Origin of the sequence: Micromonospora sp. H33, from assembly GCF_052068455.1 — a bacterium.
In the GTDB taxonomy this organism is placed as follows: domain Bacteria; phylum Actinomycetota; class Actinomycetes; order Mycobacteriales; family Micromonosporaceae; genus Micromonospora.
Window position 1 is genome coordinate 85,543 of sequence record NZ_JBQHDE010000016.1, and the last position, 22,133, is coordinate 107,675.

At 75.5% G+C, this 22,133-nt stretch carries 9 protein-coding genes; 6 read left to right on the forward strand and 3 right to left on the reverse strand.

Translation table 11 applies throughout. The features are described 5' to 3' along the window. The first annotated feature begins 37 nt into the window (after positions 1 to 37). The 6 genes from ACTMS0_RS26095 to ACTMS0_RS26120 are packed head-to-tail and all read left to right on the forward strand — an operon-like array spanning position 38 to position 19,016. A complete protein-coding gene (locus tag ACTMS0_RS26095) occupies positions 38 to 1,009 on the forward strand; it encodes a TauD/TfdA family dioxygenase (protein WP_441157906.1) in 972 nt (323 codons plus the stop codon). After that, positions 1,006 to 1,563, forward strand: a complete 558-nt coding sequence (locus ACTMS0_RS26100; RefSeq protein ID WP_441157907.1) for a DUF6817 domain-containing protein — start codon at positions 1,006 to 1,008, stop codon at positions 1,561 to 1,563. Before ACTMS0_RS26095 ends, ACTMS0_RS26100 begins: the two co-directional genes overlap by 4 nt. A 2-nt stretch (positions 1,564 to 1,565) precedes the next feature. Continuing rightward, entirely contained in the window at positions 1,566 to 5,258 is a 3,693-nt protein-coding gene (locus tag ACTMS0_RS26105; RefSeq protein WP_441157908.1) for an ATP-binding cassette domain-containing protein, read from the forward strand. Then, on the forward strand, positions 5,255 to 10,987 hold the full coding sequence (locus tag ACTMS0_RS26110; protein ID WP_441157909.1) for an amino acid adenylation domain-containing protein: 5,733 nt from the start codon (positions 5,255 to 5,257) through the stop codon (positions 10,985 to 10,987). The genes ACTMS0_RS26105 and ACTMS0_RS26110 overlap by 4 nt, the downstream gene beginning before the upstream one ends. Further along, on the forward strand, positions 10,984 to 18,237 hold the full coding sequence (locus ACTMS0_RS26115; RefSeq protein ID WP_441157910.1) for a hybrid non-ribosomal peptide synthetase/type I polyketide synthase: 7,254 nt from the start codon (positions 10,984 to 10,986) through the stop codon (positions 18,235 to 18,237). Before ACTMS0_RS26110 ends, ACTMS0_RS26115 begins: the two co-directional genes overlap by 4 nt. Beyond that, positions 18,234 to 19,016: a thioesterase II family protein gene (locus ACTMS0_RS26120; protein WP_441157911.1), complete on the forward strand. Its 783-nt coding sequence runs from the start codon at positions 18,234 to 18,236 to the stop codon at positions 19,014 to 19,016. Before ACTMS0_RS26115 ends, ACTMS0_RS26120 begins: the two co-directional genes overlap by 4 nt. Positions 19,017 to 19,098: 82 nt before the next feature. Here the strand turns inward: ACTMS0_RS26120 and ACTMS0_RS26125 are convergent, their stop codons facing one another. The 3 genes from ACTMS0_RS26125 to ACTMS0_RS26135 all read right to left on the reverse strand — a co-directional run bounded on the left by ACTMS0_RS26125 (position 19,099) and on the right by ACTMS0_RS26135 (position 22,059). Beyond that, entirely contained in the window at positions 19,099 to 20,097 is a 999-nt protein-coding gene (locus ACTMS0_RS26125) for an alpha/beta fold hydrolase (protein WP_441157912.1), read from the reverse strand. 171 nt (positions 20,098 to 20,268) lie between these two features. Continuing rightward, complete coding sequence (locus ACTMS0_RS26130) at positions 20,269 to 21,015, reverse strand: N-acetyltransferase (protein ID WP_441157913.1); 747 nt, start codon at positions 21,013 to 21,015, stop codon at positions 20,269 to 20,271. A 321-nt stretch (positions 21,016 to 21,336) separates the two neighbouring features. Next, positions 21,337 to 22,059 (reverse strand): VOC family protein, encoded by a 723-nt coding sequence (locus tag ACTMS0_RS26135; RefSeq protein ID WP_441157914.1) that lies wholly within the window; start codon positions 22,057 to 22,059, stop codon positions 21,337 to 21,339. Between the last annotated feature and the right edge of the window lie 74 nt (positions 22,060 to 22,133).

Consider the following 22,133-nt stretch of genomic DNA (forward strand, 5'->3'; position numbering starts at 1 on the left):
CACCCCGACCCGACGACCGCAGAACGGACCTTGCGACATGGACGACGTGAAGGAATCGTGTCTCTTCCCCGAGCGTGACCGGGTGGCCTGCTTCGAGGCCACCTCACCCGGGATCTCCCCCGTCGCCTGGGCGACGGACCACCTGGCCCTGCTGAACGAGCGGCTGGACGCCCACGGGGCGGTCCTGCTGCGCGGCTTCGACGCCCCGGACGCGTCGGTCTTCTCGGCCTTCGTCCGCGTCTTCGGCGAGGAGATGGCCGAGTACACCTACCGCTCCACGCCGCGCAGCAAGGTCGGCGACGTCTACACCTCCACCGAGTACCCGGCCAGCGAGGTCATCCCGCTGCACAACGAGATGGCCTACACCAGCGTCTGGCCCCGGCGGCTCTTCTTCTATTCGCACGTCGCGGCGCAGACGGGCGGGGAGACGCCGCTCGCCGACAGCCACGCCGTCTGGCGACGCATCCCGGCCGAGGTCCGGGAACGGTTCGAGCGGCACGGCGTGCGCTACGTCCGCAACTACCGGACCGGCCTCGGCGTCTCCTGGCAGGAGACGTTCCCCGGCATGGACCGGGCGGGCGTGGAGGAGTTCTGCCGGGAACGCGGCATCACCTACGAGTGGCTCGACGGCGGTGACCTGCGGACCATCGAGACCTGCCAGGCGGTCGCCGTGCACCCGGTGACCGGGCGGACCGGGTGGATGAACCAGGCCCACCTGTTCCACGTCTCGAACCTGCCGGAGGCGACCCGCGAGGCGCTGCTGGAACTCATGGCCGAGGAGGACCTGCCGCGCAACGCGTACCTCGGGGACGGCAGCCGGATCACCGACGCCGACCTGGCCGCCATCCGCGCCGCGTTCGACGCCGAGGCCCTCGCCTTCCCGTGGCAGGAGGGCGACCTGCTGATGGTGGACAACATGGCCATGGCCCACGGCCGGTCCAGCTTCACCGGGCCGCGCAAGACCCTCGTCGCGATGACCGGCTCGTACGGCAGTCGGGAGGCGGCATGACCACCGGGTACGCGGAGAAGCTCGCCTTCCTGGAGTCGCACGGGGTCGCCGAGCTGGCGCATTCCGAGGCCAATCTGCTGGCGCACCTTCGCGGCGTCCACGACCTGCTCGCCGAGTGGGGATCGCGACCGGCCCTGTGCGACGCCGGGCTGTTCCACTCGGTGTACGGCACGGAGATCTTCCCGACCGGCGCGATCCCGCACGAGCTGCGGCCGGCCGTCCGCGACCTGATCGGCGCGGAGGCGGAGACGCTCGCGTACCTGTTCGGGACCGTCACCCGCTCCGCCCTGTTCGACGCCGCGTTCGACGGTCCACCGTTCCTGCTGGAGGACCGCTCCGGCGGGTGCGTCGCCGTGACGCCCGGCCAGTACGCCGATCTCGCCGCGCTGACCGTCGCCAATTGGCTGGAGCAGCGGCCCCGGTTCCCGGAGGCGAGCCGGTTCAACCGGGCCCGCGAGTTCGACGCCATGCGTCCCTACCTGTCCGACCCGGTGCGGCACGCCCTGGAGCAGGCCTACGGCTTCGCTCAACTCGTCACCGCCGGAAACGAGTAGACGTGGCGAACATCGACACGCCGGTACGCCCGAGCGCCGAGGGGGACGCGGGGATCGTCTCCCGGGTCTTCATCCACTGGCCGTCGGTCCTCGTGCGGACCGCGCTGCGGCGGCCCCTGGACCTCTCCGACAGCCTGACGCCACCGCGCTACGACCACCTGGAGCGGGTCACACCGGTCTTCGCCCGCGCCTGGGCGGCCCGGCGCGGCCGGCCGGACGGGCTGCGCCGCGCCCTGTACCAGACGTACCGGCGGCGGTTCTGGCTCGCGGCGCTGATCTTCCTGGCCTACCAGGCCTGCGCGACGCTCGGGCCGCTGCTGGTGCGGGAGCTGATCGCCTGGTTCGAGGGTGACGGCCGGGGGCCGGTGGTCGAGGGCCTGCTCATCGCCGCCGGCCTGGCCGGGTTCTACGTCCTCGACTCGCTGACGCACAAGCACCAGTGGTCCGAGGTGTGGAAGACCGCACACTCGATCACGGCATTGCTGCGGACCGAGATCCTGCACAAGTACCTGCGGATGGACCGGGGCGCCCGGCTGGCCCACCCCACCGGCGAGGTGATCACCCTCGCCTCGTCGGACGCGCGGCGCGTCGGGCGGGTCGCGTTCACCCACATGGCGTGGGCGGTGCCGCTCGGCATCGCGGGTTCCTGCCTGATCCTGTGGGTGCTGCTGGGCTGGGCCGCGCTCGTCGGCATCGCGATCCTGATCGCCGGCCTCTGGCTGTCGCACGTGGCCAACGAGCGGGTCTTCGCGCTGGTGCCGCCGATCCGGGACGCGAACGGCGTCCGCATCGGACTCGTCAACGAGTACCTCGCGGCCATGCGGACGCTGCGCTCGCACGGCTGGGAGGACGTGGCGGAGCGGGCGGTGGGTCGCGAGCGTGCCGTGCTCAACGAGCTGCTGGTACGCCGGCAGCAGCGTCTCGCCACGCTGTACCTGGTCAACGCCGCCGCGCCGGTGCTCATGGTGATGGCCACGCTGGTCACGTACGCGGCGCTCGGCAACGAGCTGCGGGCGGCGGACGTGTTCGCCGCGATCGCCGTGCTGACCGTGCTCCGGTCGCAGCTCCCGGAACTCGTGCGCTACCTGGACATGCGCAACGAGTGGCGGGTCGCGTTCGGCAAGGTGACCGCGTTCCTGGAGGCGCCGGACGTCACGGCGCCGTCGGGCGGTGACACCGCTCCGGCCGGCACCGTCGACCTCGACGGCGCGTCGTTCGCCTGGCCGGGCGCGGAGCCGGGGACGGCGCCGGTCCTGTCCGGCGTCGACCTGCGGATCACGTCCGGTGAGCTGGTCTGCGTGCTGGGACGGGTGGGCAGCGGCAAGTCGGCGCTGCTCGCCGCGCTCGCCGGGACGATGCGCACGGTCGACGGCACCGCGCGGGTCGGTGGCAGCGTGGTCCACCTGCCGCAGAAGCCCTGGATCATGCAGGGCAGCGTCGCGGAGAACATCCGCTGCTTCGCACCCGAGGATCCCGACCGGTACGCGGCGGTGGTCCGCGCCACCGCCCTGGGCGCGGACCTGGCCGCCATGCCCGCCCGGGACGCGACGGTGATCGGGGAGCGGGGCGCGAACCTCTCCGGCGGGCAACGGCAGCGCGTCGCGCTGGCCCGGGCCGCGTACGAGGACGCCGACGTCTACCTCTTCGACGACCCGACCAGCGCCGTCGACGACGCGGTCGCCGGCACGATCCTGGAGTCCCTGCTGGAGGACGTGCTGGCCGGCCGTACCCGGATCGTGGCGACCCACCGCCTCGACGTGGCCCGGCGGGCCGACCGGGTGGTCGTCCTCGACGGCGGTCGGGTGGTCGCCGCCGGCCCGTTCGACGAGGTCGCCGCCCGGATGCCGGAGCTGCTGCCGGCCGTCGCCGCCGAGGCCGCGCCGCAGCCCGAGGTCGACGGCGCCCCGCTCGACGAGGTGGCCGAGGAGGTCGCCGAGGAACCGGCCGAGGCGGTGCGCACCGGGCGGGTCGGCACCCGGACGTACCGCCGGTACCTGCGGGTGCTGACGCCGGGCGCGCTGGTCGTCGTCCTGCTGGGGCTGGCGGTCGGTGGGCAGGCCGTGCTCGGCGGGTCGTCGTTCTGGCTCGGTTGGTGGACCGAGAGCGCGGGGGAGGACACCCTGTTCTACGCGGGCGTGTTCGCCGCCATCGGCCTGCTGGCGCTGGTGCTCGACCGGGGGCTGTTCAGCTTCGCCTTCGCCCGCGGCGTGACGGCCGGCCAGTCCCTGCACAACTCGATGCTGCACCGGGTCTTCCGGGCCCCCCTGTCGTTCTTCGACCGGAACCCCTCGGGCCGGGTCCTGGCCCGGTTCTCCAGCGACATGGAGACCATCGACCTGGAGCTGCCCGAGACCACGATGGACACCCTCCGGGTGGCCGTCGGCCTGGTGGTCCCGCTGGCCGCGCTCGCCCTCACCAGCCCGCTGATCCTGCTGGCCGCCCCGCTCCTGCTGGTGCTGTTCCTGCGCTGGCAGCGGCTCACCCGGGCCAGCACGGTGCAGGCGTCGCGGTTGTCGAAGCAGGCGAACGAACCGCTGCTCGCCCTGCTCACCGAGGCGGTCGAGGGTGTCACCTCGATCGAGGGGCGGGACGCGCGGGTGCGCGGCTACCAGGCCGCGTTCCGCGGCCGGGTCCGCACCGCGCACCACGCGGACTACACGGTCAACTCGCTGTCCCGGCACTTCAACCTGCGGCTCGACCTGCTCGGCGCGACCGTCCTGCTCGCGTACGGCGTGCTGATCGTCGTGCAGGGCGGCATCGGCGCCGGCCTGGCCGGTGTCGGGATCAGCTTCGTGTACGCGCTGATGGAGGCGCTGGCGATGAGCCTGATGACCGTGCAGATGATGGACCTCGCCCTGGCCAGTTTCGAGCGGGTCGACGACTACACGAAACTGCCGGTCGAGCGCACCGACGGGCGGCCGGCACCGGCCGGCTGGCCGACCGCCGGCGACATCCGGTTCGCGGACGTGACCCTGCGCTACTCCGACGGCGCCCCGCCCGCCCTGGACGGTGTGTCGTTCCACGCGACGGCCGGAAGCAAGGTCGGCATCGTCGGGCGGACCGGCAGCGGGAAGTCGAGCCTGTTCACCGCGCTGCTGCGGTTCGTCGAACCGGAGCGCGGCCGCGTCGTCGTCGACGGCGTCGACACCGCGACGTTGCGGCTCGCGGACCTGCGGACCGCGGTCGAGGTGGTCCCGCAGGACCCGGTTCTGCTGCCCGGCACGCTGCGGGACAACCTGGACCCGGCCGGGGCGTACCCGGACGCGGCGATCAACGCCGTACTCACCAAGGTGGGTCTGGCCGACCGGCTGCTCGGCCCGGACGGCGGCCTCGACCGGACGGTGTCGGCCGGCGGCGGCCAGCTCAGCGCCGGCGAGCGCCAACTGCTCTGCCTGGCCCGGGCGCTGCTACGCGACGCGAAGGTCGTGCTCATCGACGAGGCGACGTCCAACCTGGACGCCGAGAGCGACGCCCGGATCCAGCGGCTGCTCTCGGTGGACCTGGCCGGGGCCACCGTGCTCACCATCGCCCACCGGCGGGAGACCCTCGTGGGCGCCGATCTCGTGGTGACGCTGGATGGCGGCCGGGTGGTCCGGGTGACCGGACCCGACCGGCCGGAGGCGCTGCTGGGTGCGGTGGCGGAGCCGGTGGGCCCGCGGTCCGGCCGGGCCGACCTCGGGGAGCCGGTGCCGTGACCGGGGAGGGTCTCGCGTACTGGCGGGGGCGGCTGACCGGCATGTCCACTCTGGACCTGTTCACCGACCGGGTCCGCCCGGCGGTCCGGCGCCACCGCACCGAGCGGGTCGCCCTCACGGTCGACCCGGTCACCGCACGCCGGCTGGTCGAGGTGAGCGGGGCGTACGGCGTCCCGCCGCTCGTCACGCTCCTCGCGGTCGGGCAGGTGGTGCTGGGCCGGCACGCCGGCACGCGGGACGTCACCGTCGGCACGCCCGCCGCCGGCACCCTGGTGGCGGTGCGCAGCGCCTGGACGGACGACCCGACCGTCGGCGGGTTGCTGACCCGGGTGGGGGAGGCGGTGCGGGAGGCGTCGCGGCACGCCGACCTCTCCCTCGACCGGCTGGCGGAGGCGCTGGGCCTGCCCCGCGACCCGAGCCGCGCCGCGCTCTGCCCGGTGGTGCTCGCCGTCGGTGCCGCCCCGGAGGCCGGTGACGTGCCGCCCGACCTGGTCGTTCGGTGGGACGAGCCGACTCCGGACGGATTGCGGGGCGACGTCGCGTACGACCCGGACCTGTTCGACCGGGCGTCCGTGCGGCGGCTGGTCGACCACTACCGGACGCTGCTCGCCAACGCCCTGGCCACACCGGACGCCCCGGTCTCCGCGCTCGCGCACACCACCGCCGAGGAGGCGGAACTGCTCGCCGGGTGGGGCATCGGGGACGATGCCGCCGAGCCGTCGACCGTGCTGGCGGCGTTCCTCGCGCAGGCCGACGCGACACCGGACGCGGTGGCGCTGGAGTACGACGGAGCGACCCTCACGTACGCCGAGCTGCGCGAGCGGGCCGGCGCCCTGGCGGCGGCGCTGGCCGGGCACGGCGTCCCGCCGGAGAGCGTCGTCGGCCTGGCGCTGGAGCGTTCCGCGCAACTCGTCGTCGCGATGCTCGCCGTCCTCGCCGCCGGTGCGGCGTACCTGCCGCTGGACCCGGCCCACCCGGACGCGCGACGGCAGTACATGCTGCGCGACAGCGGCGCCCGGCTGCTGCTCGCCGACGGTGCGGTGGCCTTCGCGGGGGGCCTGCCGGTGCTGCGGCTCGACCGGCCGCTGCCGACCGGCGGGGGACGAACGCTCGCCTGGCCGCCGGTCCATCCCGCGCAGCGGGCCTGCGTCCTCTACACCTCGGGCTCGACCGGGCGGCCGAAGGGCGTCGAGATCACCCACGGCGGGATCGTCCGGCTGGTCCGCGACGCCGGGTACCTCCGCGTCGGCCCGGCCGACGTGATGGCCCAGGTGGCGAACGTGTCGTTCGACGCGGCCACCTGGGAGATCTGGGGGGCGCTGCTCAACGGCGCCCGGTTGGTCGGTGTCGCCAAGGACGACGCGCTCACCCCCGCCCGGCTGCGCGAACGCCTGGCGTCCCACGGCGTCACCAGCATGCTGCTCACCACCGCCCTGTTCCACCGGTGCGTGGACGAGGACCCGACCATGTTCGCGCCGCTGCGGACCCTCTTCTTCGGCGGGGAGGCCGCCGACGCCCGTCGGGTCGCGGCGCTGCGCGCGGCCCTGCCCGGGTTGCGGCTGGTCAACGCGTACGGCCCGACCGAGGGCACCACGATCGCCAGCACCTGGGACGTGGCGGAGCTGCCCGGCGACGCGGCCCGGACCCCGGTCGGCCGCCCGATCGGCGGCACCCGGCTGCACGTGCTCGACGACCACGGTCGGGAGACCGGCGTCAGCGTCCCCGGCGAGCTGCACCTCGGCGGCGCCGGCCTGGCGCGCGGCTATCTGGGGCGGCCCGACCTGACCGCCGAGCGCTTCGTGCCGAGCCCGTTCGGCGTCGGCGAGCGCCTCTACCGCACCGGAGACGTGGTGCGCTGGCGGGAGGACGGCCACCTGGAGTACCTGGGCCGCGCCGACGACCAGCTGAAGATCCGGGGTGTCCGGATCGAGCCGGACGAGATCGCCAGCGTCCTCACCACCTGTCCGGGTGTCCGGGCCGCCGCCGTCGACGTACGCGGAGACGGCGACGCGCGCCGGCTGGTCGCGTACGTGGTGCCCGACGCCGATCCGGTCCCGGCCGGTGACCTGCGCGCCCACCTGGCCGCGCGGCTGCCCGAGGCGATGGTGCCCGCCTGGTACGTGCCGCTCCCGGCGCTGCCGGTCACCCCGAACGGCAAGGTGGACCGGCGGGCGCTGCCCGAACCGGCCGCGCAGCACCGCGTACGGGCGACCACCCACGTGCCGCCCCGCGGACCGGTCGAGGAACTCGTCGCCGACGTCTGGCGGGACCTGCTGGGCGTACCGGTCGTGTCCGCCGCCGACGACTTCTTCGCCCTCGGCGGCCACTCGCTGCTCGCCGCGCAGATGGTGGCGCGGGTCGCCGCCCGCGCCGGCGTGGACCTCGGGGTCCGCGCCGCCTTCGAGGCGCCGACGGTCGCCGCGCTGGCCGCCCGGGTCGCCGTGGCCCGGCGCGGCACCGCCCGCCCGCCGGTCCCGGCCGCCGGGGACGGCCCGCACCCGCTGTCGTATGCGCAGCAGCGCCTGTGGTTCCTCGACCGGCTCACCCCCGGGCAGTCCGTGTACTCGGTGCCGCTGCTGTTCACCATCGACGGGCCGCTCGACGTCGCCGCCCTCGACGGGAGCCTCCGCGCCCTGGTGGCGCGGCACGCGGCGCTGCGGACCCGGCTGGTCACCGTCGACGGCGAGCCGCAGCAGGTGGTCGACGAGGAGCCGGTCGTCATCCTCGCCGTCGACGACCTGCGCGGGCTGCCGGACCGGGACGAACGGGCCGACGTGTTCGTGCGCCGCGCCGCGGATGAGCCCTTCGACCTCGCCGCCGGGCCGCTCGCGCGGTGGCGGCTGATGCGGCTGGCCGACGACCGCTGTCTGCTGCTGGTCACCCTGCACCACGCGATCTGCGACGGCTGGTCGGTCGGCGTGCTGATCCGCGACCTCGGGGCGCTCTACGCGGCCCGGACCACCGGCACACCCGCCCCGGCGCCGCTGACCGTGCAGTACGCCGACCACACCGTCTGGCAGCGCCGGCTGCTCGCCGGGGAGAGCCGGGCGGCGCAGCTCGCGTACTGGACGGACCGGCTCGCCGGCGCGCCCGCCACGCTGGACCTGCCGACGGACCGGCCCCGCCCGGCCGCGCCCTCGCACGCCGGCGAGACGTTCGGCGTACGGCTGCCCGCGGCGCTCGTCCGGCGGCTCGACGAGGTGGGCCGGCGGCACGGCGCCACCCGGTTCATGGTGCTGCTCGCGGCGTTCCAACTGCTGCTCGGCCGGTACGCGGGCGTGCGCGACGTCAGCGTCGGCAGCCCGGTCTCGGGCCGCACCCGGCCGGAGTTCGACGACCTGGTCGGCTTCTTCGTCAACACGGTCGTCCTGCGGACCCGCTGGCGGGACACCGACACGTTCGCCGACCTGCTGGCCCGTGCCCGCGAGGCGGTGCTCGGCGCGTACGAGCACCAGGACGTGCCGTTCGAGCAGGTCGTCGAGGCGGTGCGCCCGCCCCGCGACCCCAGCCGCTCCCCGCTGTTCCAGGTCATGCTGTCGGCGCAGACCGTGCCGGAGCGGACGACCGCGCTGCCCGGGCTGTCGGTCACGGTGGCCGAGCAGCCCGGCCGGGTCGCGAAGTTCGACCTGACCGTGGCCTGGGACGAGACCCCGCTCGCCTCGGGCGAGCTGCGCGGCACCGTCGAGTACGACGTGGAGCTGTTCGACCGCGACACGGCCGAACGGATGGCGGAGAGCTACCGGACCCTGCTGGAGTCGGCCTGCGCCGCCCCGGACGTCCCGCTGGCCACCCTGGACCTGCTGGCCGGGCCCGAGGAGATCGCCCCGGCCGGCGGGCCGCCGGTCCCGCCCGACGGCGCCGGGCCGGCCGCCGCGACGCTGCACGGCGTGGTGGCCGCCGCCGCGGCCCGCTGGCCCGACCGGCCCGCCCTCGTCCAGGGCGACCGGACGGTCACCCACGCCGAGCTGGCCACCCGCGCCGCCGACGTCGCCGCCGCCCTGGCTGCCCGGGGCGTCCGCCCCGGCGACACCGTCGCGGTCATGCTGGACCGGACGCCGGACTGGCCGGCCGCGCTGCTCGGCGTCCTGCGCTGCGGCGCCGCGTACGTACCGCTGGACCCGGCCACGCCGCCGGAGCGGCTCGCGTACGTCCTCGCCGACTCGTCGGCCGTGGTGGTGCTCGGGTCGCGGACCGCCGGGCCGCCGGCCGCCGAGGTGCCGTTCGTCGCCGTGGAAGAGGCCGCCGCAGGCAACCCGCCCACCGGGGACACGGCCGACCCGGGTCACCCGTCGGCACCGGCGTACGTGCTGTACACCTCCGGCACCACCGGGCGGCCGAAGGGCGTGTGCGTGAGCCACGCCAACCTCGTGCACACCCTGACCGCGGTCGCCGCGCACTACGCGCTCGGCCCCGCCGACCGGGTGCTGCAGTTCGCCGCGCTCACCTTCGACGTGGCGGCGGAGGAGCTGTTCGCCACCCTGATCCGGGGCGGCGCCGTCGTCCTGCCCCCCGCCGGCCCGGTCCCCGGCATCGACGAGCTGACCGCCCTCGCCCGGCGGGAACGGCTCACCGTGCTCAACCTGCCGGCGTCGTACTGGCACGAATGGGTCGCCACGCTGGACCGGCACCCGCCGTCGTCCTGCCCGGCGCTGCGGCTCGTCGTCGTCGGCAGCGAGCGGGTCGACGCGGGCCGGCTCGCCCGGTGGCGGGCCGCCGCGCCGGACGTGCGGTGGCTCAACGCGTACGGCCCGACGGAGGCCACCATCACCGCCACCGTGCACGAGCCGGCCGACCGGGACCCGGCCACCGGCACCGTCCCCGTCGGGCGGCCGCTGCCCGGCGTGCGGGCGTACGTGCTCGACGACGGGCTGCGCCCGGTCCCGCGCGGCGTCCCCGGTGACCTCTGGCTCGGCGGTCCCGGTGTCGCCCCGGGCTACCTCGGCGACCCGGCCCGCACCGCCACCAGCTTCCTGCCCGACCCGTGGGGGCCGCCCGGCGCGCGGATGTACGGCACCCGGGACCGGGTACGCCTCGGCGCCGGCGGCGTGCTCGAGTTCCTCGGCCGCGACGACGACCAGGTCAAGCTGCGCGGATTCCGGATCGAGCTGGGCGAGGTGGAGGCGGCGCTCACCGCGTACCCCCCGGTCGCCGAGGCGGCAGCGCTGCTGCGCGAGGACACCCCGGGCCGGGCCGCGCTGGTCGGCTACGTGACGCCGGCCGGCCTGGACGTCGCGGGCCTCCGCGCGCACCTCGCCGACCGCCTTCCCGGCTACATGGTGCCCGCGGCGATCGTGCCGCTGGACCGGTTGCCGCGCGGCGAGAGCGGCAAGGTCGACCGCGCCGCCCTGCCGCCACCGCGGCTCCCCGCCCCGGCCGGGCGCGGCGCGCCCACCGGCGAACTGGAGGAGGCGGTGGCGGCGATCTGGCGGGAGGTGCTGGCGGTCCAGGTCGTCGGCGCCGACGACAACTTCTTCGACATCGGCGGGCACTCGCTGCTCATGGTGCGGGTGCAGGCGCGCCTGGCCGAGCGGCTCGGCCGCACGGTGCCGGTGGTGGACCTGTTCCGCCACCCCACCGTGCGCGCCCTCGCCCGGCACCTGGCGTCCGGCGGGAGCCCGCCGGCACCGACCGCCGGGCACCGTCGGGCCGAAACACGCAAAACCATCCAGAGGGGACGGACGCCGCGACGCCGGCCGACCGGCCCCCGGAACGCGGGAGACGAAACATGACCGAGGGCCGTTCGCTGCCCGACACCGCCGTCGCCATCGTCGGGATGGCGCTCCGGGTTCCCGGAGCCGACACGCCGGACGGCTTCTGGCGCAACCTGCGGGACGGGGTGGAGTCCATCACCACCCTGAGCGACGCCGACCTGCTCGCCGACGGTGTGCCGCCGGAGGAGTTCACCCACCCCGACTACGTTCGTGCGCTCGGCGTCCTCGACGACCCGGCGGGCTTCGACGCGCGCTTCTTCGGCTTCTCGGCCCGCGAGGCGCAGCTGCTCGACCCGCAGCACCGGCTCCTCCTCGAATGCGCCTGGGAGGCGCTGGAGCACGCCGGGCACCCGTCGGACGCGACCGACGCGGTCACCGGCGTCTGGGCGGGAGTGGGAGAGAGCGCATACCTGCTGCACAACCTGCTGCCCAACGCCGACCTGGTGGCCCGGGTCGGCGCGTTCCAGACGTCGATCGGCAACGACAAGGACTTCGTGCCGACGCGCGTGTCGTACAAGCTCGACCTGCACGGTCCCAGCGTCAGCGTGCAGACCGGCTGCTCCACGTCGCTGGTGGCGGTGCACATGGCCGCCCAGGCCCTGCTCGCCGGGGAGTGCGACGTCGCGCTGGCCGGCGGCGCCACCATCATTCCCCGGCGGTGCGGCCACCGGCATGAACCGGGCGGCATCCTCTCCGCCGACGGCCACTGCCGGGCCTTCGACGCCGACGCCACCGGCGCGGTCCCGGGCAGTGGCGCGGCGGTCGTGGTCCTCAAGCGGATCGCCGACGCCGTGGCCGACCGGGACGTGATCCACGCCGTGATCCGCGGATCGGCGGTGAACAACGACGGCGCCCGCAAGGTCGGCTTCACCGCGCCGAGCGTGGACGGGCAGGCGGACGTCATCGCCGAGGCGCTCGGCGTCGCCGACGTCGACCCCGACACCATCGGCTACGTCGAGGCGCACGGCACCGGCACCCCGCTCGGTGACCCGATCGAGGTGACCGCCCTGAGGAGTGCGTTCCACGACGTGCCGGCCGGTCGGGTCGCCCTCGGGTCCGTCAAGACGAACGTCGGGCACCTCGACACCGCCGCCGGCGTGGTCGGCCTCATCAAGGCGGTGCTCGCGCTGAAGGAGCGGGAGATCCCGCCGTCGCTGCACTTCCGCACCGCCAACCCCGAGCTGGGGCTGGACGGGAGCCCGTTCCGGGTCGTCGCGGCCCGCACCCCGTGGCCCGACGGCGTGCGCCGCGCCGGCGTCAGCTCGTTCGGCATCGGCGGGACCAACGCGCACGTCGTCCTGGAGGAGGCGCCTCCGCCGGTCCCGTCGGTCGAGGGCCGGCGCCGGCACGTGCTGCCGCTGTCGGCCGCCACGCCCACCGCGCTCGACGCGGCCGCCGCCCGGCTCGCCGCGTACCTGCGCGCGAACCCGGACGCGCACCTGGCCGACGTGGCGTACACGCTGCAACGGGGCCGCTGGACCCTGCCGTACCGCCGGACCGTCGTCGGCGGACGCCTCGACGAGGTCGCCGAGGCCCTGGACCGGCCGGGCCCGGGACTGGCGGAGGAGACCGCCACCGACCGCGCGGTGCTGTTCACCTTCCCCGGTCAAGGCGCCCAGCGCAGCGGCATGGCGCACGCCCTTTACGCGCAGGAGCCGGTCTTCCGCGCCGAGGTGGACCGCGCGGCGGAGCTGCTGGCGCCGCTGCTCGGCGAGGACATTCGCCGCCTGCTGTACCCGGACGACGACGAGCGGACCGCCGCCGAGGAGAGCGTCAACCAGACCCGGTACGCCCAGCCGGCCCTGTTCGTCGTCGAGCACGCCCTCGCGAAGCTCTGGGAAGCGTGGGGCGTCCGGCCGGCGGCAATGCTCGGGCACAGCGTCGGCGAACTGGTGGCCGCGTGCCTCGCCGGGGTGTTCACGCTGCCCGACGCGCTGCGCCTCGTCGCGGCGCGCGGCCGGCTCATGCAGGCCGCGCCGCCCGGGGCGATGCTCGCGGTGCCGCTGCCCGAGGCCGAGCTGCTGCCGCTGCTCGGCGACGGGCTGGACCTCGCCGCCGTCAACGGGCCACGGCAGTGCACGGTCTCCGGGGCGCCCGACGACATCGACACGTTCGCCGCGCGGCTCACCGAGCGGGGAACGGCCTCGAGGCGCCTCGTCACCTCGCACGCGTTCCACTCCCGGTCCATGGACGACGCCGCCGCGGCGTTCGAGGCGGAGGTCGCGCGGGTGCCCCGGGCCGCACCGGATGTCCCGTTCGTGTCCAACGTGACGGGCACCTGGATCACGGCGGAGGAGGCGACCGACCCCGCGTACTGGGCCCGGCAGCTGCGCTCCACGGTCCGCTTCGCCGACGGCCTCGCGACGCTGCGCCGCCCGGACGCGGCGCTGCTGGAGGTCGGCCCGGGCCGGGTGCTGACCCGCCTTGCCGGTGGTCCCCGGGCGGTCGCCTCGCTGCCCTCGGCCGGCCGGGACGCCGACGCGGAGACCGAGCTGCTCACCGCCGCCGGGGAGCTGTGGCGGCAGGGCGCGCCGGTCGCCTGGGAGGCGCTGCACGGCGAGGCGACGCCGCGCCGCACCGTCCTTCCCACGTACCCGTTCGAGCGCGAGCGCTGCTGGGTCGACCCGCCGCGCGGCGCGGGCGCGGCCCGGACGGGCGGCGTCGACGGGCTGGCGGTGCGCAGCTTCCGCCGGACCGGACCGGTCGTGCCCGCGGCCACGGCGGCCGGCACCTGGCTCGTCGTCGGGTCGGGTGCCCTCGACCAGGTCGCGGGGCACCTGCGCGCGGCGGGCACGCGGGTGGTCGCCGCCGACCTCGACCACGCCGCCGGCCGGCTCGCCGCGCCGCTCGCGCCGGACGAGCGGGTGGCGGGTGTGCTGCTCGCGGCCGGGGCGGACGACCCGCTGCCCACCCTCGCCGCGCTGGACCGCGCCCTCGCGGCGCGCGGCGACGCGTACCCCCGGATCGTCGTCGTCGCCGACGGAGTCCTCGACGTCACCGGCGCGGAGACCCTGGTGCCGGTGCGGAGCGTCCTCGCCGGCTGGGCGACCGGCGGCGTGCCGGGCACCCGGACGCTGCTCGACGTGGCCCCGCCGGCGACGCCGGACGCCGCCCGCCGGCTGGCCGCCGCCGTGGCCGCCGAGGTCCGGACCAGCCGTCCCGAGCCGATGGTGGCCCTGCGCGGGCCGCACCGGTTCGTGCCGGACGTCGAGCCGGTGCCGGCCGCCGCGGCAGCCCGGCACACCGGCGCGCGCTACCTGCTCGCCGGGGACCCGGAAGCCGCCGCCGCGTTCCGCCGCGCCCTCACCACCGCGGGCGCCACCGTCGCCGACCTCGACTCCGCGACCGTCTCCGCCGGCGGCGGTGCGGCCGTCGGCGCCACCGCCGTGACCGTCGACGCCGCAGGCGGGACCGGACCGGCCGGGACCGCGCTGGTCGTGATCGACGCCGGCGCGCCCACCGACGCGGCCCTCGCCGCGCTGGCCGGCGCCCTCGCGAGCTCGCGGGCCGCCGGCCCCGACGTGGTGGCCGCCGCCGAGGTGCACGTCCTCGGCGGTACGCCGGACGCGCCGCTGGCGGACCGGGTGGCCGGGCACGTCGCGGCGATCCGGCGGGAGTCCGACGTGCCGTGGACGACCTACGTGTGGCCGGCGGGTGCCGGGCCGGCGGTCGAGGCGAGCGTCACCCGGGTGGTGACCGCCGCCCCCGGCGCCGGCCACGTCCTGGTCACCGCCCTCGACGAGCCCGTGGAGGGCACGGCGGAGCCGGTCGGCGACGCCCCCCGGTACGCGGACCCGACCGAGCGGGAGGTCGCCGGCATCTTCGCCGACCTGCTCGGCGAGCCGGACGTCGCGCCCACCGCCGGCTTCTTCGAGCTGGGCGGGCACTCCCTGCTCGCGGCGCAGCTCGTCGCCCAGGTGCGCCGGACCTGCGGGGTGGAGATCCCGCTGCGCGTCTTCGTCGCCGAGCCGACGGTCCGTGGCCTCGCCGCCGCCGTCCGCGCCGCCCGGGCGGCCGCCGGCGACGCCACGCCGGAGGCACTGCCGGCCGTCGTTCCGGACCCGGCGGCGGCGCACCGGCCGTTCCCGCTGACCGACGTGCAGCAGGCGTACTGGATCGGCCGCACCGGCGTGTTCGAGCTGGGCAACGTCGGCATGCACGGGTACGAGGAGTTCGACGTCCCCGACCTCGACGTGCCCCGGCTGGAGCGGGCGCTGCGCCGGCTGATCCGGCGGCACGGAATGCTCCGCGCGATCGTCCTGCCCCACGGCGAGCAGCAGATCCTCGACGAGGTGCCGGACTACGTGATAGTCACCGAGGACGTCCGCGGTCGGCCGGAGGGCGAGGTCGCCGCCGTCCTGGAGCGCACCCGGGCCGCCATGTCGCACCAGGTCTTCGCCCCGGACCGGTGGCCGCTGTTCGAACTGCGGGCTACCCTCCTCGACGGCGGCCGGGGCCGGGTGCACTACAGCATCGACGGCCTGATCACCGACGCGTGGGCGTCGAACATCGTGATGCGCGAGCTGACCCGGCTCTACTACGAGCCGGACGTGACGCTGCCCGAGCTGGAGCTGACCTTCCGCGACTACGTGCTCGCCGCGACGGCCGTCGAGTCGACCGACCGGTACCGGCGAGCCGAGGCGTACTGGCAGGAGCGCGTCCCGGCGCTGGCGCTGGCGCCCGAGCTGCCGCTGGCGCGTGACCCGCACACCATCTCCGCGCCGCGCTTCGCCCGGCTGACCGGGGACCTGCCGGCCGACGCGTGGACCCGGGTGAAGGCGGCCGCGTCCCGGCGCGGCGTCACCCCGACCGCGCTGCTGCTGGCCGCGTACGGTGAGGTGGTCGCCACCTGGTCGAAGACCCGGCGGTTCACCCTCAACCTGCCGATGGCCAACCGGCTGCCGCTGCACCCGCAGGTCGACGCGATCCTCGGCGACTTCACGTCGGTGACGCTGCTGGAGATCGACGCGGCCGGCGCGGCGGCGTTCGAGGACCGGGCGCGCGCCGTCCGCGACCAGCTCCTCTCCGACCTCGACCACGGGCTGTTCAGCGGCGTGCGGGTGGCGCGGGAGCTGAAGCGGGTACGCGGTGACGCCGCCGCGGTGCTGCCGGTGGTGTTCACCAGCCTCTTCCAGGGCATCGGCGGGCACCCGCAGATCGGCGAGGTCGTCTACAGCATCTCCCAGACGCCGCAGATCTGGATCGACGCCCAGGTGTACGAGCGGGACGGCGCGCTGGTGCTGGACATCGACGCGGTCGAGGACCTGTTCCCCGACGGGCTGGTCGCCGACATGCACGCGGCCACCCTGGACGTGCTGCGCTGGCTCGCGGCCGACGAGGCGCACTGGGCCGACGCGGTGCCGTCGCTGGTGCCCCGCGCGGAGGTGGCCGCCCGGGCGGCGTACAACCGCACCGACGGGCACCTGCCGGCGGGCCTGCTGCACGAGCCGTTCTTCGCCACCGCTGCCCGGGTGCCCGAGCGCCCGGCCGTGATCACGCCGACCCGCACGCTCACGTACGGCGAGCTGGCGGCCCGCGCGCGGACGATCGCCGCCCGCCTCGCCGGCCTGGACGTACGCCCCGACGACCTTGTCGCGGTGGTGATGGAGAAGGGCTGGGAGCAGGTGGCCGCCGTGCTCGGCGTCCTCGCCGCCGGGCCGGCGTACCTGCCGGTCGACCCGGAGCTGCCCGACGAGCGGGTGCGTCTCCTGCTGGCGCACGGCCAGGTCCGCGCGGTGCTCACCGAGGGGCACCTCGCCGACGCCGGGGCGGAGCGGTTCGCCGACGTGGCCGACGTGCTGCGGGTGGACGAGCTGCCGGCCGACCCCGACGCCGCGCCGCCCGCGATCGCCACGACCCCCGACGACCTGGCATACGTCATCTTCACGTCCGGGTCGACCGGCCTGCCCAAGGGTGTGATGATCGACCACCGCGGCGCCCTGAACACCGTCGTCGACGTCAACGAGCGGTTCCGGGTCGGCGAGGACGACCGCGTCCTGGCGCTGTCGTCGCTCAGCTTCGACCTGTCCGTCTACGACATCTTCGGGCCCCTCGCGGTCGGTGGCGCGGTGGTGCTGCCGGAGGCGTCGGCGCACCGCGATCCGGCGGCCTGGCTCGACCTGGTGGCCAAGGCGGACGTGACGATCTGGAACTCCGTGCCGGCGCTCATGGAGCTGTTCGTCGAGCACCTCACCGTCCGGGAGGCCACCGACCGGCTGCGGCTGGTGATGCTGAGCGGTGACTGGATCCCGGTCACCCTGCCCGACCGGATCCGCCGGGTGCTCGGCGGACCGGAGGTGGTCAGCCTCGGCGGCGCGACCGAGGCGTCCATCTGGTCGATCCTCCACCCGATCGGCGAGGTGCCGGAGGACTGGACGAGCATCCCGTACGGGCAGCCCATGCGGAACCAGACGTTCCACGTCCTCGACGACGCGCTGCGGCCCCGGCCGACCGGCGTGCCCGGGCAGCTCTACATCGGCGGCGTCGGCCTCGCCCGCGGTTACCTGCGCGACGAGGCGAAGACGGCGGCGAGCTTCATCGTGCACCCCGAGACGGGGGAGCGGCTGTACCGCACCGGCGACCTCGGCCGCTTCCTGCCGAGCGGGGAGATCGAGTTCCTCGGCCGGGAGGACTTCCAGGTCAAGGTCCAGGGGTACCGCATCGAGCTGGGCGAGATCGAGGCCGCGCTCGCCCAGCACCCGGCCGTGCGGGCGTCGGTCGTCGTCGTGCAGGGCGAGCCGCGCGGCGCCCGGCGCCTGGTCGCCTTCGTCGTGCCGCAGGAGGCCGGCGGGCTGCCGGCGGACGTGCGGGAGTTCCTCGCCGGCAAGCTGCCCGGCTACATGGTGCCCGGCGCGTTCTACGAGATCGACGAGCTGCCGCTGACCGCCAACGGCAAGGTCGACCGGAAGGCGCTGGTGGTGCCGGCCGAGGCGGTCGACGCGGACGAGGTGCCGTACGTGGCACCGCGTACCGCCCTCGAGGAGACGGTCGCCGAGGTCTGGGCGGGCATCCTCGGGGTCGACCGGGTGGGCGTACACGACAACTTCTTCGCCCTCGGCGGGGACTCGCTGCTGGCCATGCGGGCGGTCGTGCACCTGCGCAAGGCGCTCGACGTGCAGGTGCCCATCCGGGTGCTCTTCGACAGCCCCACGCTGGAGGCCGCCGCGCTGGCCATCGAGGACCAGCTCCTCGCCGAGCTGGAGGAGATGTCCGACGAGGAGGCCCGTTCCCTCCTGTCCACCGAGCCCGCGCTGGAGAACCACCCGTGAACCCCACCGCCACACCCCGCGCCCGGCGCGCCCACGACTGGGTCGTGGGCGCGTCGCGCCGCGGCGGCACGTCCCCGATCCGGCTGCTCTGCCTGCCGTACGCCGGGGGCGGCTCCTCGGCGTACGCCGGCTGGCAGGACGTCCTCGGCCCCGGCGTCGACGTCTGCCCCGTCGAGCTGCCCGGCCGGCAGACCCGGTGGCGCGATTCCGCGTACACGCGGGTGCGGCCGCTGGTCGAGGCGCTCGCGTCGGCGCTGGCCGGCGAGCTGGCCGTGCCGTACGCCCTGTTCGGGCACAGCATGGGCGCGCTCGTCGCGTTCGAGCTGGCCCGCGAGCTGCGCCGGCGCGGTGCCGGTCTGCCGCGTGCGCTCTTCGTCGCCGGTGGCCTCGCCCCGCAGTTGCGGCGCGAGGCGCCGGACATCCACGACCAGCCGGACCGGCTCGTGGTCGAGCGGCTGCGCCGGCTCGGCGGCCTCGACGAGGAGATCGTGGCCGAGCCCGAGCTCCTCGAACTCCTGCTCCCGACCATCCGGGCCGACTTCTCGATCTGCGAGACCTACGAGTACCGCCCGGAGCCACCGCTGCCCTGCCCGGTCGTGGCCTTCGCCGGCGACGAGGACGACGAGGTGCCGCCGGAGCGGGTCGCGCCGTGGCGCGAGCACACGTCGGCGGCGTTCAGCCTGCACGTCCTGCCCGGCGGCCACTTCTTCCCCCGCACCGCCCGGGCGGCGCTGCTGGACACGGTCGCGGCGACCCTGACGGCCGTGACCCCGCGGTGAGCACCGGTGCCTGGTCCACCCGGTTCGGCGAGCGGGCAGTCCTGGCGGCCGGGAGTGCCGGGGCCGCCCCGGCGCGAAGGTGCTATCCGCCGGGTGGCGTCGACGCCCCGACGGTGAGGAACGGCTCCAGCGCGGCGAGGGTGGCCCACGGCTGTTCGAGTTCCAGGTTCGAGCGGGCGTCCGGGATCCGGACCACCGGCACCGCGAGGTTGACCCGTTCCAGCCGTTCCCGCACCGCCGGGCGGATCTGCGTCTCGTCGCTGCCCCACAGCATCAGGCCGGGCACCGGCAGCTCCGCCAGCAGGGGCGCGAGGTCGTAGCGGAGGTCGCCGGAGAGGAAGGGCAACGCGGCGTACGCGGCGTTCGGCTGACGGGCCGAGAACACACCCGCGTCGATGACGTCGGCCGGTACCGCCGCCGGGTCGCGGAAGCCCTGCCGGCGGAACCACGCCTCGATCGCCGAGCGCCGGTGGAACAGCACCCGGTACGCGGCCGGGCCGAGCCGGGGCGACCGGGCCAACGGGGTCAGCGTCCGGCGGGCGACCAGGCCGAACCCGTCCTCGCCGAAGTCGCGCCCGCCGCTCGGGGCGAGCATCGCGAGCCGGCGTACCGGCGCGCCCGCGTGAATCGCGGCGATGGTGAACCCGGCCGCGAGCGACTGCGCCACCACCGCCGGCGCCGTGTCGGCGAGGGCGGTGAGAGCGCGCACCTGGGCGACGTAGTCGTCGAAGAGCAGCGGCCGGTCCGGGTGCGCCGAGCAGCCGAAGCCGACCCAGTCGGGCGCCAGCAGCCGGTGCGTGCGAGCCAACTCGGGCCCGATCCGGTGCCAGTAGTACGACGACGCGCCGCCGCCCACCCCGTGCAGCAGCAGTACGGGGTCGCCGGTGCCGGCCTCGTACACCGCGACGCGGCCGGCGGGGGTGTCCACGTCCCGCCGGGCGAAGCCGTGCCGGGTCAGGTCCACGGTGGGGGTGCCGTCCAGCTCCGGAGTCCGGGCCACCCAGGTCGCCGCCGCGCCCACCGCGCCGACCAGCCCGGCCGCGCTCACCGCCAGCGCGCCCACCGCCGCCCGTCCACTCATGTCACTCCGCCCACCGGCCACCTGGTGCCGTCCACGCTAATCGCGCCGCACGCACCCGCGCAGCCGTTCGGCGCCCACGCCCGTCCACTTTCCGCCGGCTCCGTGACCGGGTAGCCGAGGGCCGGCTGCGGTGGGAATCAGCCGATGGTTCGGGGGTTCTGCCTCGCCGCGCTAGCTGGCCAGGCGGTGGCGGACCCAGACGTTCGGCTCGACGTAGACGGCGTGGTCCTGCGCCACGTCGCACCACACCGGCACCAGGGCGTGCGGCACGTGCACCGGGCCGGTGCGGTCGAACGGCAGGCCGGTCCAGGCGCGCCACTCGGCGAGGGTGCCCGGGATCGTCATCGAGCGGGGTGCCACCGAGTCGATCCGGCCGCCGGCCCGGACGTGCACCCGCAGCCACGGGTCGACCGGCAGGCCGTCGTCGCGGACGCGGTACGCGTACTCGCTCATCGGTTCGTCCGGGACGGTGTGCTTGCCGCTGGGGCGTACCGGTGCGACCAGCTCGGCGAAGCCGAGGCGGGCGGCGTTGTCGCGCATCGCGGCGACCATCCGCGCCGAGAGGCCCGTTCCCCGCGCCTCCGGCCGGACGCAGATCTCCAGCGCCGACACCAGGTTCGGCGTGGTGCCGACCAGGCGGTTGATCGAGGCCCGTTGCACGATCCGGTCCCACCCGCCGGGCGGCAACTCGTCGGCGGTCCAGGACAGCGGCACGCTGTACGCCCGGGCGACGGCCCGCGCGGGCTCGGCCGGGTCGAGGGCGAGCAGGACGTACTCCGGGTACAGCTCGTCGGCGACCGCGTAGTACAGCGCCGCCATCGGGTCCCAGCTCATGAACTCCGGCCACGCGCCGTCGAAGTCGTCCAGCAGCGGGGCGAGGTCCGGTCGCTCGGCGAGGGTGACAATTTCAAGATCCACGTAGCGCACGGTAGCGGCATCCCGCCGGCCGCGCATCCGGGTTTCCGGGCCCTGGTGATTGGAAGGGACCCTTTTACCACCGCAGGCGTTAAGAAGGGGCCCTTCCTTGCACCCGACAGCGAGCGTGTCCGTGATCGGACTGCTCACGCTGCGCAATGGCGAGAACGATGAGGTCGGCCACCGTGGTCACCCCTCCCCTGAAGGAGGAACGCGTGTCCGATCCCGCCCCCGCCCCGTGTCCCGCGGCCGTGCCGCTGCCGAGCGGCCGCAGCCGCGACGGCAGGCCGCACACGTTGAACGTCAGGACCTGAAGGGCACCCGTCACCCCTGATCGAGGTCCCACACCAGGCAGAAGGGCTTGCCGGCGGGATCGGCGTACACCCGCCAGTTGTCCCCCTCGCCGGGCAGACGGGTGGCGCCGAGCGCGAGCGCCGCCGGCTCGGCCGCCGCCACGTCGTCGACCCGCACGTCGAGGTGGAACTGCTGCGGGTGGGCCGGATCGGGCCAGCGCGGCGGCGAATACTCGGCCACCTGCTGGAACATGAGCGGCTGGGCGCCGTCCTCGCCGATCATCGCCATGCCGTCGCCCTCATAGGTCACCGGCTTGCCGAGCAGCTCCGCGTAGAACACGCTCAGCGCCTTGGCGTCGGGGCAGTCCAGCATCACGCCCATCAGCGTGGTGCGCGGGTCGTCGGCGTTGAGGCACAGGTCGAACGGGTGCCCGGCCGGGTCGGCCAGGGTGTGCCACCGCTCGGTGCGACGCAACAGCGTCGCGCCCAGCTCCTGCGCCCGGGCGGTGGCCGCCGCCAGGTCGGGCACCCGCAGGTCGAGATGGGCCTGCTGGGGATGGGCGGGATCCGGCCACCGGGGTGCCACGTGGTCCGGTGCGAGCTGGGCCGCCACCCGCCAGCCGTCGTCGGTGGTCATCGTGATCCACTCGTCGTCGGCATAGCTCTGCGTCCACCCGGCCAGCTCCTGGTAGAACCTGGCCAGGCCGGCGATGTCACGGGCGTCCAGGACGACCGTCCGCAAGGTGCCGATCATCGTTTCTCCCCCTCCGTGGGCGTCAACACATGATTGCCCACCGGTACGACACACCTGGTAATCGCCGTGCACCG